This is a genomic window from Pseudomonas sp. GW821-FHT02A11 (assembly GCF_059421985.1).
The window spans coordinates 153,367-166,990 of sequence record NZ_JBWKWB010000011.1 but is presented as its reverse complement, the minus strand read 5'-3'; the positions used below and the strand labels follow the sequence as shown (position 1 = coordinate 166,990).

At 60.7% G+C, this 13,624-nt stretch carries 10 protein-coding genes; 1 reads left to right on the top strand and 9 read right to left on the bottom strand.

What is annotated here, in order from left to right; all coding sequences use genetic code 11:
- Window positions 1-64 precede the first annotated feature (64 nt).
- The 4 genes from AC07V9_RS17520 to ppsA all read right to left on the bottom strand — a co-directional run bounded on the left by AC07V9_RS17520 (window position 65) and on the right by ppsA (window position 5,386).
- Window positions 65-1,060, bottom strand: a complete 996-nt coding sequence (locus AC07V9_RS17520) for a zinc transporter ZntB (protein WP_495016918.1) — start codon at window positions 1,058-1,060, stop codon at window positions 65-67.
- Window positions 1,061-1,095: 35 nt separating this feature from the next.
- Window positions 1,096-1,584 (bottom strand): ribonuclease E activity regulator RraA, encoded by a 489-nt coding sequence (gene rraA / locus AC07V9_RS17515; RefSeq protein WP_495016917.1) that lies wholly within the window; start codon window positions 1,582-1,584, stop codon window positions 1,096-1,098.
- A gap of 220 nt (window positions 1,585-1,804) precedes the next feature.
- Window positions 1,805-2,797, bottom strand: a complete 993-nt coding sequence (locus tag AC07V9_RS17510; RefSeq protein ID WP_495016916.1) for an alpha/beta fold hydrolase — start codon at window positions 2,795-2,797, stop codon at window positions 1,805-1,807.
- A gap of 213 nt (window positions 2,798-3,010) precedes the next feature.
- Complete coding sequence (ppsA, locus tag AC07V9_RS17505) at window positions 3,011-5,386, bottom strand: phosphoenolpyruvate synthase (protein WP_495016915.1); 2,376 nt, start codon at window positions 5,384-5,386, stop codon at window positions 3,011-3,013.
- Between the two features lie 196 nt (window positions 5,387-5,582).
- Between ppsA and ppsR the strand changes: the two genes are divergently transcribed.
- A complete protein-coding gene (gene ppsR / locus AC07V9_RS17500; RefSeq protein ID WP_296185191.1) occupies window positions 5,583-6,401 on the top strand; it encodes a posphoenolpyruvate synthetase regulatory kinase/phosphorylase PpsR in 819 nt (272 codons plus the stop codon).
- Window positions 6,402-6,566: 165 nt separating this feature from the next.
- Here the strand turns inward: ppsR and prpF are convergent, their stop codons facing one another.
- The 5 genes from prpF to AC07V9_RS17475 all read right to left on the bottom strand — a co-directional run bounded on the left by prpF (window position 6,567) and on the right by AC07V9_RS17475 (window position 13,466).
- Window positions 6,567-7,757 (bottom strand): 2-methylaconitate cis-trans isomerase PrpF, encoded by a 1,191-nt coding sequence (gene prpF / locus AC07V9_RS17495; protein ID WP_495016914.1) that lies wholly within the window; start codon window positions 7,755-7,757, stop codon window positions 6,567-6,569.
- 56 nt (window positions 7,758-7,813) lie between these two features.
- Entirely contained in the window at window positions 7,814-10,408 is a 2,595-nt protein-coding gene (acnD, locus tag AC07V9_RS17490) for a Fe/S-dependent 2-methylisocitrate dehydratase AcnD (protein ID WP_495016913.1), read from the bottom strand.
- Between the two features lie 199 nt (window positions 10,409-10,607).
- A complete protein-coding gene (gene prpC, locus AC07V9_RS17485) occupies window positions 10,608-11,735 on the bottom strand; it encodes a bifunctional 2-methylcitrate synthase/citrate synthase (protein WP_495016912.1) in 1,128 nt (375 codons plus the stop codon).
- A 121-nt stretch (window positions 11,736-11,856) separates the two neighbouring features.
- Window positions 11,857-12,747, bottom strand: a complete 891-nt coding sequence (gene prpB, locus AC07V9_RS17480; RefSeq protein ID WP_495016911.1) for a methylisocitrate lyase — start codon at window positions 12,745-12,747, stop codon at window positions 11,857-11,859.
- Window positions 12,744-13,466: a GntR family transcriptional regulator gene (locus AC07V9_RS17475; RefSeq protein WP_495016910.1), complete on the bottom strand. Its 723-nt coding sequence runs from the start codon at window positions 13,464-13,466 to the stop codon at window positions 12,744-12,746. Before AC07V9_RS17475 ends, prpB begins: the two co-directional genes overlap by 4 nt.
- Between the last annotated feature and the right edge of the window lie 158 nt (window positions 13,467-13,624).

The following is a 13,624-nucleotide window of genomic DNA, read 5'->3' as shown; positions in this document are numbered from 1 at the left end:
AAAGACGCAGGCCATTTCGCCTGAGTCACACGCCGCAGTACCACCAACAGGTTTTTTCATCCTGTCACACCCACCGCAGACGCTTGAACAACCACATCTGCCCCAGCGCGACGATCACCATCAGACCGCACGCCAGCATGAAACCGTGAGGGTTCTCGGCGCCGGGAATACCCCCCACGTTGATCCCCAGCAAACCGGTCAGAAAGCTCATCGGCAGGAAGATCCCGGTGACGATACCGAAGCGGTACATGGTCCGGTTCATCCGCTCGTTGAGGCGTCTGTCCTCAGCCTCGAGCACCAGTCCCACGCGCTCGCGGGTCAGTTCCAGCTCCTCCAGATAGCGGGTCAGGCTGTTGTTCAGCTCGTTCCAGTAATCAGCATCATCCTCGACGAACCAGGGCATCTTGCTGCGGGTCAATTGCGCGTAAATGTCACGCTGCGGCGCGAGGAATCGGCGCATGCCTGCTGCCCTTCTGCGGATGTGCACCATGTTGCCGTGCTCGGGCATATACCGTTCGTCGGCATCTATGCGCTCTTCCATGTCATCGACCAGTTCGGTCAGCTCGCTGACAACGGCCTGTACCTTGTCGGTGAGCAGTTGCGCAAGATAAACCAGCAGCTCGGACGCGGTCTTGGGGCCCTTTCCTTCCGTGAGCAAGCCGATCAGCTCGTCGGTGGCTCGCAGAGAACGCAGACGCAAGGAAATCACCCGCTGGGCCGCCGCAAAAATGCGCACGGAGACCATGTCTTCAGGCTCGGCGCCCGGGTTGAGGTTGACCCCACGCAAAAACAGCAACAATTCGTTATCCGGAAGCGGCAACAAGCGCGGCCGGGTGTTTTCTTCGAGCATCAGATCGCAGACGAACGCACTCAAGCCGCTGTCTTCGCGCAACCACGTCTGGGTTTGCGGATGACTGCGATCCCAGTGAAGCCACACGCTTTCGTGCGGCTGCAACTGCAGGCCATCGAGATCGGTTCGAGCGATAGAACGCGCCCCGCCCTGCCCATCCAGCACCAGCGCGTGCACCAGGCCCCACTGCGCGTTTGAATCGTCAACCATTCACTGTCCTATGTCCCGTATGACGAAAACGCCGGTCACTCCGGCATTTTCAGAGGGCTTGGCGAGACTATGATGCCGTTGTTGTCGGCATACACGTATTCACCAGGGCGGAATGTCACGCCGCCAAAACTCACCACCACGTTGAGATCGCCCAGACCGCGCTTGTCGGTCTTGAGCGGGTGACTGGCCAATGCCTGCACCCCGAGATCGGTCTGTGCCAGAACATCGACATCGCGCACGCATCCGTAGATGACCATGCCTTCCCAGCCATTTTTTGCAGCCTTCTCGGCCAGCAGGTCGCCCAGCAACGCGCGTCGCAGCGAACCACCGCCGTCGACCACCAGCACCTTGCCTTTGCCGTTCTGCTCCGCCTGTTCGCGCACCAGCGAGTTGTCTTCAAAACATTTCAGCGTGACGATTTCCCCGCCGAACGAATCGCGACCGCCAAAATTGCTGAACATCGGCTCGACGACCTGAACCAGCTCAGGGTAGGCGTCGCACAAATCCGGAGTGATGTAGTGCATGGGAACTCCTGTCAGTGAAGGCTGTGTTTGCAAGGAAGACCTGCATCATGCAGGTTCGGATGGCACGCACGTCTGACCGCGCTCGCCACCACAATGCTTCCTTATATAGGACAAAAACCTGACCGACGAGTGCTGCCTGTTGATCACCCTCGCTCATCACCCGATGGCAGCAAGCTTAGCCCCAAGCGCTCTACTTAGGAATGCCTGAACACCCTTGACTTCAGGAAGTTACCAACACGTTCAGCGTTGATTCAGCCTGTACGGCGCCGATTCGACGATTCAGCCAGTCCACCACACGTGGCCAGACCTGCGCCTGAGCGGCTTTGCTGACCAGCATCTGCACGTGACCGAAATCTTCGGTAAAACCGTGCTCGCGGCCCAGACAGAGAAATTCCTTGTCCTGGGAGCCAATTTGTTCAAACAGCTCACGACAGGCCCACTCGGGGTCTTGATGGTCGCCAGCGGCCGCCACGCACAAGGTCGGCACCTCGACATGACGCAATCCGGACCACCAGTCGTCCTTCTTGTCGCCAAAGCGACCGAACAGGCCATGCCAGCGCATGCTTTCCAGAATGACGCCCATCGGCTCGTCTTCCGGGCCGCGCTTGAAGCGAGGGCCTGACACATGCTCGAAGCGCTTGAGCAGCAGGCGCGTGCTCCATGTCAGCGGCGGGACCTTGAGTGGCCAGTAGCTGCGGGTGACCTGGCTGCCAAACAACGCAACCGAGGCCGCCTGTTTCGCATTGAGGTAGTGCCCGCCCAACGCGGCGGCCAGGGTCGTGCCCCCCAGAGAATGGCCGATCCAGTGTGGCGCCTGGCCGCTCTGTTCGGCGACGAAGTCGGCAATGGCCGGCAAATCGTAGCGTGCGTAGTCGGCCACGCGGTTGTGCCGATAGGCTTCGTTGCGGGCCGACAGGCCATGGCCGCGCATCTCGGGAATCCACACGTCAAACCCGGCCCGCGCCAAATGCGCGCCCAGGCCGATGCCTTTGGGGGAATACCAGAAGCGGCGATTGGAGAAGCTGCCATGCAGCAGGATAACGGGAATGCCACGGGCGTCGGGCGCGGCCACCAGCCCCAAACGGGTCACGGCCAGTTCGACCGTGAAGTCCATGCTGTTGCCCGGTTTGAGACGGTACACGTCCTCGATCAGATCGCCACGTCGCTCGGCGCTGATCAAGGCCACAGGGAAGAGGTTGCTGCTGCTCTGCATAGTGCGCTTGCTTGACTCGAAAATGGTTCGTTGCCCGGTATAGCCTGTCGTGGCTGTCCCGGCGCTGAACTATCTACCAGAAGATGTTTGCCAGACATGGCTGCCTGAATTTGTCGCATAAAAAAGGGCGGAATCATCAAGACCGCCCTTTTCAAGACAACCGGCCCGCCAAAACGGGCCAGCATCTTACTCGATTGCTCGACTATACGAGAATCAGTTTGGAGCATCCTGTTCGGACAGGAAGAACCAGGTTTCCAGTACCGAGTCAGGGTTGAGCGACACGCTCTCGATGCCCTGCTCCATCAGCCAGCGCGCCAGATCCGGGTGATCGGACGGGCCCTGGCCGCAGATGCCGATGTACTTGCCCGCCTTGTTACAGGCCTGGATGGCGTTGGACAGCAGCTTTTTGACCGCAGGGTTACGCTCGTCGAACAGGTGCGCGATGATGCCGGAGTCGCGATCCAGACCCAGGGTCAGCTGGGTCAGGTCGTTGGAGCCGATGGAGAAACCGTCAAAGAACTCGAGGAACTCGTCGGCCAGCAAGGCGTTAGACGGCAGCTCGCACATCATAATGACGCGCAGGCCGTTCTGACCACGGGCCAGGCCGTTTTCAGCCAGCAGATCGACCACCTGACTTGCCTCGCCCAGGGTGCGCACGAACGGCACCATGATCTCGACGTTGGTCAGGCCCATCTCGTTGCGAACGCGCTTGAGGGCACGGCACTCCAGCTCGAAGCAGTCGCGGAAGTTTTCGCTGATGTAACGCGAAGCACCACGGAAGCCCAGCATCGGGTTTTCTTCTTCCGGCTCGTACAGCTTGCCGCCGATCAGGTTGGCGTATTCGTTGGACTTGAAGTCCGACAGACGCACGATGACTTTTTTCGGGTAGAAAGCCGCTGCCAGCGTACTGATACCCTCGACCAGCTTCTCGACATAAAAACCGACCGGATCGCTGTAACCGGCGATGCGCTTGTCGACGCTTTCCTTGATGTCCAGCGGCAGGTTCGGGTAGTTCAGCAGCGCTTTGGGGTGCACGCCGATCATGCGGTTGATGATGAATTCCAGGCGCGCCAGGCCGATACCGGCGTTGGGCAACTGAGCGAAGTCGAAGGCACGGTCGGGGTTGCCGACGTTCATCATGATCTTGAACGGCAGTTCCGGCATGGCATCGACGGAGTTCTGCTTGATGTCGAAGCCCAGCTCGCCTTCGAAAATGTAACCCGTGTCGCCTTCGGCGCAGGAAACGGTCACGCCCTGACCATCCTTGAGCAGCTCGGTGGCGTTGCCGCAACCAACCACTGCCGGAATACCCAACTCACGGGCGATGATCGCCGCATGGCAGGTACGACCGCCACGGTTGGTGACGATGGCGCTGGCGCGCTTCATCACAGGTTCCCAGTCCGGGTCGGTCATGTCCGAGACCAGCACATCGCCGGCCTGGACCTTGTCCATCTCGGACACGTCCTTGATGATGCGCACTTTGCCCGCGCCGATGCGCTGGCCGATGGCACGGCCTTCGGCCAGAACGGTGCCCTTCTCTTTGAGCAGGTAGCGTTCCATGACGTTGGCGGAGCTGCGGCTCTTCACGGTTTCAGGGCGGGCCTGAACGATGTAGAGCTTGCCGTCGTCACCGTCCTTGGCCCATTCGATGTCCATCGGGCAGCCGTAGTGCTTCTCGATGATCATCGCCTGGCGTGCCAGGTTGCTGACTTCTTCGTCGGACAGGCAGAAGCGAGCGCGGTCGGCGGCTTCGACGTCGATGACCTTGACCGATTTACCGGCCTTGGCTTCTTCGCCGTAGATCATCTTGATTGCCTTGCTGCCCAGGTTGCGGCGCAGGATCGCAGGGCGACCGGCTTCAAGGGTGCCTTTGTGAACGTAGAATTCGTCGGGGTTGACCGCGCCTTGTACGACGGTTTCACCCAGGCCGTAGGCGCCGGTGATGAACACGACGTCACGGAAGCCGGATTCGGTGTCCAGGGTGAACATCACGCCTGCGGTGCCGGTTTCGGAGCGCACCATGCGCTGAACGCCAGCGGACAGGGCCACCAGCTTGTGGTCGAAGCCCTGGTGCACGCGGTAGGAAATGGCGCGGTCGTTGAACAGCGAGGCGAAGACTTCTTTCGCCGCGCGGATCACGTTGTCGACGCCGCGAATGTTGAGGAACGTTTCCTGCTGACCCGCAAAGGAGGCGTCAGGCAGGTCTTCTGCGGTGGCGGAAGAACGCACGGCAACGGCGATGTCCGGGTTGCCTGCCGACAGCGTGGCGAAGGCAGTGCGGATTTCAGCGTTGAGCTGCTCGGGGAACTCAGCCTCCATGATCCACTGACGAATCTGCGCACCGGTTTTGGCCAGTGCGTTGACATCGTCGACGTCCAGAGCATCGAGTGCCTTGTGAATCTGATCATTCAGACCACTTTGCTCAAGAAAATCACGATAGGCCTGAGCTGTAGTGGCGAAGCCACCGGGAACGGACACGCCTGCGCCCGCCAGGTTGCTGATCATCTCGCCGAGGGATGCGTTCTTGCCCCCCACATGCTCAACATCATGTTTGCCGAGCTTATCGAGGGAAACTACGTACTCTACCAAGGTGATCTCTCCACTAACCGGTTTGTTGTTGGGAAAAGCTTTGGCGCTGGAACCACAGGTATAAACGGATTCTGCGCGCTTGTGGTCTGGATCTTGAATCCTGCCGCGTAAAAATCGTTAGAATGCGGCCAGTCCAGGCACGCAAGCGCGCCTATGATATCCAAGAATCGTCACCAGCTTAAGGCCCAGGGCGCAAATGAAACGATCCGCTTTCTTTATCTCCGACGGCACCGGCATTACTGCCGAAACCCTGGGCCAGAGCCTGCTAGCGCAATTTGAAAACATAACCTTCAACAAGTTCACGAGGCCCTACATCGACAGCGTCGAGAAAGCCCGTGCAATGGTTGCGCAAATCAACAAGGCCGCCGAGAAGGACGAAGTGCGCCCGATCATCTTCGACACCATCGTCAACCAGGACATCCGCGAAATTCTTGCAACGTCCGACGGCTTCATGATCGACATCTTCTCGACCTTCCTGGCCCCGCTGGAGCAGGAGCTTAGTTCACACTCCTCCTACTCGGTGGGCAAATCGCACTCCATCGGCCACAACTCCAATTACATGGAGCGCATCGAGGCGGTGAACTTCGCGCTGGACAACGACGACGGCGCCCGCACCCATTACTACGACAAGGCGGACATCATTCTGGTGGGTGTATCGCGCTGCGGGAAGACCCCTACCTGTCTATACATGGCCATGCAGTTCGGCATTCGTGCGGCCAATTATCCGCTGACCGAAGATGACATGGAGCGGCTGACATTGCCGGCCGCACTGAAACAGCATCGGTCGAAGTTGTTCGGGTTGACCATTGATCCCGACCGTTTGACCGCCATTCGCCATGAACGCAAGCCCAACAGTCGGTATTCGAGTTTCGCGCAGTGTGAGTTCGAAGTGCGCGAGGTGGAAAATCTGTTCCGCAAGGAAAACATTCCGAATATCAATTCCACCCATTTTTCGGTCGAGGAAATCTCGGCGAAAGTGTTGGTAGAAAAAGGTGTGGAGCGGCGGTTTAAGTAAAATCGAATCCGATGCCGATCAACCTGTGGGAGCGAATTCATTCGCGATGCGATGGGACATGCGATGGATTTATATCGAATGTACCGACCTCTCGCGAATGAATTCGCTCCCACAGATATGGCCCGCGCAGGTCCATCGGCGATTGGTCACAGAATAAGCCAGTGCTTAGAAACAATCCCCCGGCACCCTTACGAAGCCTTCCATCAACACCCGCGCGCTGCGGCTCATGATGGCTTTCTTCACCTGCCACTCATCCCCCACCAACACAGCCTCAGCGCCGACACGCAACGTGCCGGACGGATGCCCGAAACGAACAGCGCTGCGCTCGCCACCCCCTGCAGCCAGGTTGACCAGCGTCCCCGGAATGGCCGCCGCCGTGCCGATCGCCACCGCCGCCGTGCCCATCATCGCGTGATGCAGCTTGCCCATGGACATCGCCCGCACCAAAAGATCGGTGTCGTCGACTGACACGTGCTTGCCGCTGGACGATACGTACTCCCTCGGGCTTGCGACAAAAGCGACCTTGGGCGTGTGCTGACGCTTGGCCGCTTCATCGACGTGAGCGATCAACCCCATACGCACAGCGCCGTACGCACGAATGGTTTCAAAACGGTTCAGGGCCTGCGGATCGCTGTTGATTGCGTCCTGCAGTTCGGTGCCGGTGTAGTCGATGTCGCTGGCATTGACGAAGATCGTCGGGATGCCAGCGTTGATCATGGTTGCCTTCAAAGTGCCGACACCCGGCACTTGCAGGTCGTCCACCAGATTGCCCGTGGGGAACATCGAGCCTGCAGCGCCCTCTTCTTCTGCGGCCGGGTCCATGAACTCCAATTGCACTTCGGCCGCCGGGAAGGTCACGCCATCGAGTTCGAAATCGCCGGTTTCCTGCACCGCGCCGTCGGTGATCGGCACGTGAGCGATGATGGTCTTGCCGATGTTTGCCTGCCAGATGCGAACCACCGCCACGCCGTTGTGCGGCACTCGGCTGGCATCGATCAAACCGTTACTGATCGCAAAAGGCCCGACCGCTGCCGACAGGTTGCCGCAGTTGCCGCTCCAGTCCACGAACGGCTTGTCGATGGACACCTGGCCGAACAGGTAATCGACGTCGTGATCGGCCTTGATGCTTTTCGACAGGATCACGGTTTTGCTGGTGCTCGACGTCGCGCCGCCCATGCCGTCGATCTGCTTGGCGTACGGGTCGGGGCTGCCGATGACGCGCAGCAACAGTGAATCACGGGCCGGGCCTGGGACTTGCGCCGCTTCGGGCAGGTCCTGCAGGCGGAAGAACACGCCCTTGCTGGTGCCGCCGCGCATGTAGGTCGCGGGGATTTTGACTTGCGCTGCATGAGCCATGAAATCGTTCCTTTATAGAAGCCCGGGCACCACCTGCTGGTGGCACCCAGAGTCCGTCACGCCACGGCGGACGATTCGAGGAAGTCCTGAGCAAAGCGCTGCAACACGCCGCCCGCCTCGTAGATCGACACCTCTTCGCCCGTGTCCAGACGGCAGGTGACCGGCACTTGCACACGCTCGCCGTTCTTGCGCTGGATCACCAACGTCAATGTGGCGCGCGGTGTCCGCTCGCCGATCACATCGAAGGTTTCTGTGCCGTCGATGCCCAGCGTGGTGCGGTTGGTGCCCGGTTTGAATTCCAGCGGCAGCACGCCCATTCCGACCAGATTGGTGCGGTGAATGCGCTCGAAGCCTTCGGCAACGATGGCCTCGACCCCGGCCAGACGCACGCCTTTGGCCGCCCAGTCGCGGGACGAGCCCTGACCGTAGTCGGCGCCTGCAACAATGATCAGCGGCTGCTTGCGCTCCATATAGGTTTCAATGGCCTCCCACATGCGCGTCACCTTGCCTTCCGGCTCGATGCGCGCCAGCGAACCCTGCTTGACCTTGCCGTTTTCCTGAACCATTTCATTGAACAGTTTCGGGTTGGCAAAGGTGGCCCGCTGGGCGGTCAGGTGATCGCCGCGGTGGGTGGCGTACGAGTTGAAGTCCTCTTCCGGCACGCCCATTTTCGCCAGATACTCGCCCGCCGCGCTGTCGAGCATGATCGCGTTGGAAGGCGACAGGTGGTCGGTGGTGATATTGTCCGGCAGCACTGCCAGCGCACGCATGCCCTTGAGCGTGCGCTCCCCGGCCAGCGCGCCTTCCCAATAGGGCGGACGACGAATGTAGGTGCTCATCGGGCGCCACTCGTACAGCGGCTCGACTTTCGGGCCGGTGTCTTCGTGAATGGTGAACATCGGAATGTACACCTGGCGGAACTGCGCAGGCTTGACCGATGCCTTGACCACTGCGTCGATTTCTTCATCGCTGGGCCAGATGTCCTTCAGGCGGATTTCTTCGCCATTGGCGCCGATACCCAGCACGTCCTTCTCGATATCGAAGCGGATGGTTCCGGCAATCGCATAGGCCACCACCAGCGGTGGCGAGGCGAGAAACGCCTGTTTGGCGTAGGGATGGATGCGCCCATCGAAATTGCGGTTACCCGACAAAACCGCTGTGGCGTACAGGTCGCGGTCGATGATCTCCTGCTGGATCACCGGGTCCAGCGCGCCGGACATGCCGTTGCAGGTGGTGCAGGCAAAGGCCACGACACCGAAACCCAGCTGCTCGAGTTCGGACGTCAGCCCTGCTTCGTCCAGGTACAGCGCCACCGTTTTCGAGCCTGGCGCCAACGAGGATTTCACCCACGGCTTGCGTGTCAGGCCGAGTCTGTTGGCATTGCGCGCCAAAAGCCCTGCCGCGATGACGTTGCGCGGGTTGCTGGTGTTGGTGCAACTGGTGATGGCGGCGATGATTACTGCGCCGTCGGGCATCAGGCCGGGGGTTTCTTCCCAGGCGCTGGCGATGCCTTTGGCGGCCAGATCGGAGGTCGCCACGCGCGCGTGCGGATTGGACGGCCCGGCCATGTTGCGCACGACGCTGGACAGATCGAAGTTCAGCACGCGCTCGTATTCGGCCGTGGTCAGGCTGTCGGCCCACAGGCCGGTGTGTCTGGCAAAGGTTTCGACCAGCTTGACCTGCTGATCGTCGCGACCGGTCAGCGTGAGGTAGTCGATGGTCTGCTGATCGATGGCGAACATCGCAGCCGTTGCGCCGTATTCCGGGGCCATGTTGGAAATGGTCGCGCGATCGCCCAGGGTCAGTGCCCGGGCGCCTTCGCCGTAGAACTCCAGATACGCGCCGACGACCTTCTGTTTGCGCAAGAACTCGGTCAGCGCCAGCACCACGTCGGTGGCGGTGATGCCAGGCTGCGGACGGCCTGTCAGCTCGACGCCAATAATGTCCGGCAGGCGCATCCAGGAGGCACGACCGAGCATGACGTTTTCCGCTTCCAGGCCGCCAACGCCAATGGCGATCACGCCCAGCGCATCGACGTGGGGCGTGTGGCTGTCGGTGCCGACCAACGTATCCGGAAAGGCCACGCCGTTGAGGGTCTGGATGACTGGCGACATCCGCTCCAGATTGATCTGGTGCATGATGCCGTTGCCCGGCGGGATCACTTCAACGTTCTTGAACGCCTGCTTGGTCCAGTTGATGAAGTGGAAACGGTCTTCGTTGCGACGGTCCTCGATGGCGCGGTTCTTGGTGAACGCGTCGGGGTCGAAACCGCCGCATTCGACGGCCAGCGAATGGTCGACGATCAGTTGCACCGGCACCACTGGGTTGACCTGCGCCGGGTCACCGCCCATGTCGGCGATGGCGTCGCGCAGGCCTGCGAGGTCCACCAGCGCGGTTTGGCCGAGGATGTCGTGGCAGACCACACGGGCCGGAAACCACGGAAAGTCGAGGTCGCGCTTGCGTTCGATCAGTTGCGTCAGCGAGGCCTTGAGGCTCGCCGGATCGCAGCGGCGCACCAGGTTTTCGGCGAGCACGCGTGAGGTGTAAGGCAATGTGGCGTAGGCGCCTGCCTTGATCGCATCGACCGCCTCGCGGGCGTCGAAAAAGTCGAGCGAAGTACCGGGCAGCTGTTTGCGATATTCAGTGTTCATTGTCAGGACTCGGTCACGGTTTGTTTCAAGAGGCAGGCCCGCTGCTGAATCCGTACACCCCCCGCCCCTGTAGGAGTGAGCTTGCTCGCGATGGCGTTCGTTCAGTCACCGTTGATGTGTCCGAAAAATCGCTATCGCGAGCAAGCTCACTCCTACAGGGCGTGCGGCGTATCCAGATCCGGTACAGGCCTCTCACCATTCAGCGGCGTTGGATTGGCACGAACTTGCGCTGCTCGACCCCGATGTACTCGGCGCTTGGGCGGATGATGCGGTTGTTGGCGCGCTGCTCGAAGACGTGAGAAGCCCAGCCGGTCAGGCGCGAACAGACGAAAATCGGCGTGAACAGCTTGGTCGGGATGCCCATGAAGTGGTAGGCCGATGCGTGATAGAAGTCGGCGTTGGGAAATAGCTTCTTCTGCTCCCACATGGTCTTGTCGATGGCCTCGGAGACCGGGAACAGCACCGTGTCGCCCACCTCGTCAGCGAGCTTTTTCGACCAGCCCTTGATCACCTCGTTGCGCGGATCGTTGTCCTTATAGATCGCGTGGCCGAATCCCATGATCTTGTCCTTGCGCGCCAACATGCCCAAGGTGCCCTGAACCGCGTCTTCGGCGCTGGAGAATTTCTCGATCATGTCCATCGCCGCCTCGTTGGCGCCGCCGTGCAGCGGGCCGCGCAGGGTGCCGATGGCCGCGGTGATGCAAGAAAACAGGTCCGACAGGGTCGACGCGCAGACTCGCGCGGTGAAGGTCGAGGCGTTGAATTCGTGCTCCGCATACAGGATCAGCGACACGTCCATGACCTTGCGGTGCAGCTCGCTTGGGGTCTTGTCCAGCAGCAGTTTGAGGAAATGCCCGCCGATGGAGGTTTCGTCGGTCACGCAGTCGATGCGCTTGCCTTCGTGGCTGAAGCGATACCAATAGCACATGATTGCCGGGAAGGCGGCCAACAGGCGGTCGGTGGAATCGCGCTGCTGGTCGAAGCCGGTTTCCGGCTCCAGATTGCCAAGCATCGAGCAACCGGTGCGCATCACGTCCATCGGATGGGCATCGGCAGGGATGCGTTCCAGCACTTCTTTCAGCGCTTGCGGCAGGTCGCGCAGGCCCTGGAGTTTTTTCAGGTAGCCGTCGAGTTGGGTCTGGGTCGGCAGTTCGCCGTACAGCAGCAGGTAAGCAACTTCTTCGAAACGCGCATCGGCGGCCAGCTCGCGCACGTCATAACCGCGGTAGGTCAGCCCGGCACCGGCCTGGCCCACGGTCGACAGGGCAGTCTGTCCGGCCACCTGGCCACGCAGGCCAGCGCCACTCAATACTTTTCCTTCAGCCATTGCTCTCTCCAAATCTTGTCGTTTTAAGGGAATCGGCAATTCATTGTGTCGCGACATAGTCCTGCGACAACGCCCCCTATCTGTGGGAGCCGGTGTTCATCCGCCAATCTGGCGCGTGCCTTCAGCCCTTCTTCTGCGCAAACAGCGCGTCCAGTTTCTGTTCGAAGGCGTGGTAATCGATGCGTTCATACAGCTCCATGCGGGTCTGCATGGTATCGACCACGTTCTTTTGCGTGCCGTCGCGGCGGATCGCCGTGTACACGTTTTCAGCGGCCTTGTTCATGGCGCGGAAGGCTGACAGCGGGTACAGCACCAGCGAGACTTCAGCCGATGCCAGCTCGTCAGTGGTGAACAATGGGGTTGCGCCGAATTCGGTGATGTTGGCCAGGATCGGTGCCTTCACCCGCGAGGCGAACAGTTTGTACATCTCAAGCTCGGTGATGGCTTCCGGAAAGACCATGTCGGCACCCGCCTCGATGCACGCGGCGGCGCGGTCCAGTGCCGATTCGAGGCCTTCGACGGCCAGCGCATCGGTGCGCGCCATGATCACGAAGCTGTCATCGGTGCGCGCATCGACGGCGGCCTTGATGCGATCAACCATCTCCTGCTGCGAAACGATTTCCTTGCCCGGACGATGGCCGCAGCGCTTGGCGCCAACCTGATCTTCGATGTGCATGGCCGCCGCGCCGAACTTGATCATCGACTTCACCGTGCGCGCCACGTTGAACGCCGACGCGCCGAAACCGGTGTCGACGTCCACCAGCAACGGCAGATCGCAGACGTCGGTGATGCGGCGCACGTCGGTCAGCACGTCATCCAGACCTGTGATGCCCAGATCCGGCACCCCCAGAGAACCGGCCGCCACACCCCCGCCAGACAGGTAAATCGCCTTGAACCCGGCGCGCTGGGCGAGCAGCGCGTGATTGGCGTTGATCGCGCCGACCACCTGCAGCGGATGCTCGCTGGCCACGGCGTCACGGAAGCGTTGGCCGGGAGTCGTTCTTGAAGTCATTGTTCACCTCGGGCAGTAGTAGCGTGATGATCTTGTGCTTGATAGCGCTGTTCGATGTTGCGCTTCGATGCGCCGATATGTCGGCGCATCAACAGTTCCGCCAGCTCGCCGTCACGATCGGCGATGGCGTCCAGAATGCGATGATGTTCGGTAAAGGCCTGACGCGGCCGGTTGGGCGTCGTGGAAAACTGGATGCGGTACATGCGCACCAGCTGATACAGCTCGCCACAGAGCATCTGGGTCAGGGTACTGTTGCGCGCGCCCTGGATGATCCGGTAATGGAAGTCGAAATCGCCTTCCTGCTGGTAGTAACCGACCCCGGCCTGGAACGCCGTATCGCGTTCATGGGTTTCCAGCACGTGACGCAGCTCTTGAATCTCCTCGATGGTCATGCGCTCGGCCGCCAGCCGACAGGCCATGCCTTCGAGGGATTCGCGGATTTCATAAAGCTCCACCAGTTCAGCGTGGCTGAGGGACACCACTCGAGCACCGACGTGAGGCACGCGCACCAGCAGGCGCTGGCCCTCCAGGCGGTGGATGGCCTCGCGCAACGGCCCGCGGCTGATGCCGTAGGTGCGCGCCAGCTCCGGCTCGGAAATCTTGCTGCCCGGGGCGATTTCACCCTTGACGATCGCGGCCTGGATGCGCCGAAACACGTTCTCCGAAAGGGTTTCGGCATCGACGGGTACAACGGCTGCGATTTCGGTGACATCCAACATTGTCGACACCTTGCGTTTGAATAACGCTAAACCTAGCCAATACGCGCCTTTTCGTCAAAGACAAATTCATGACTGTCGACAATCGTCTAATAACGCCTGAGCATGACGCGCTTTCCTACAAACCACGTCAGCAGTGCCGCTCGCTGGCGCCATGAAAC

Bases quoted from the DNA above. Each gene is read 5' to 3' on its own strand.
- AC07V9_RS17520 (WP_495016918.1), bottom strand. From the start codon at position 1,060: ATGGTTGACGATTCAAACGCGCAGTGGGGCCTGGTGCACGCGCTGGTG.
- rraA (WP_495016917.1), bottom strand. From the start codon at position 1,584: ATGCACTACATCACTCCGGATTTGTGCGACGCCTACCCTGAGCTGGTT.
- AC07V9_RS17510 (WP_495016916.1), bottom strand. From the start codon at position 2,797: ATGCAGAGCAGCAGCAACCTCTTCCCTGTGGCCTTGATCAGCGCCGAG.
- ppsR (WP_296185191.1), top strand. From the start codon at position 5,583: ATGAAACGATCCGCTTTCTTTATCTCCGACGGCACCGGCATTACTGCC.
- prpF (WP_495016914.1), bottom strand. From the start codon at position 7,757: ATGGCTCATGCAGCGCAAGTCAAAATCCCCGCGACCTACATGCGCGGC.
- acnD (WP_495016913.1), bottom strand. From the start codon at position 10,408: ATGAACACTGAATATCGCAAACAGCTGCCCGGTACTTCGCTCGACTTT.
- prpC (WP_495016912.1), bottom strand. From the start codon at position 11,735: ATGGCTGAAGGAAAAGTATTGAGTGGCGCTGGCCTGCGTGGCCAGGTG.
- prpB (WP_495016911.1), bottom strand. From the start codon at position 12,747: ATGACTTCAAGAACGACTCCCGGCCAACGCTTCCGTGACGCCGTGGCC.
- AC07V9_RS17475 (WP_495016910.1), bottom strand. From the start codon at position 13,466: ATGTTGGATGTCACCGAAATCGCAGCCGTTGTACCCGTCGATGCCGAA.